At 47.3% G+C, this 281-nt stretch carries 1 protein-coding gene; it reads left to right on the forward strand.

Features of this window, described 5'->3' with window-relative positions:
- The coding region (locus HC175_RS23550; RefSeq protein WP_168140140.1) for a thiamine pyrophosphate-dependent enzyme at positions 1-281 on the forward strand (281 nt) is incomplete at both ends.

A 281-nucleotide genomic window follows, 5' to 3' on the forward strand; every position in this document is an offset into this window, starting at 1 on the left:
GTGATGGATACCGAGGTGTATTCCAACACGGGCGGACAAATGTCCAAGGCTACCCCTCTGGGAGCCAGTGCTAAGTTTGCTGTTTCCGGAAAGAAGACCTCTAAAAAGAGTCTGGCGCTACAGGCCGTGTCTTACCAGAACGTGTATGTGGCCCAGGTAGCTATTGGAGCCAAAGACATGCAAACTCTTAAAGCTTTTGAGGAAGCAACTGCATACCCGGGTCCTTCGATCATTATTGCATATTCACATTGTGGAGAACATGGTTATGATCTAAAATATGG

The organism is Salinimicrobium oceani (assembly GCF_012037645.1).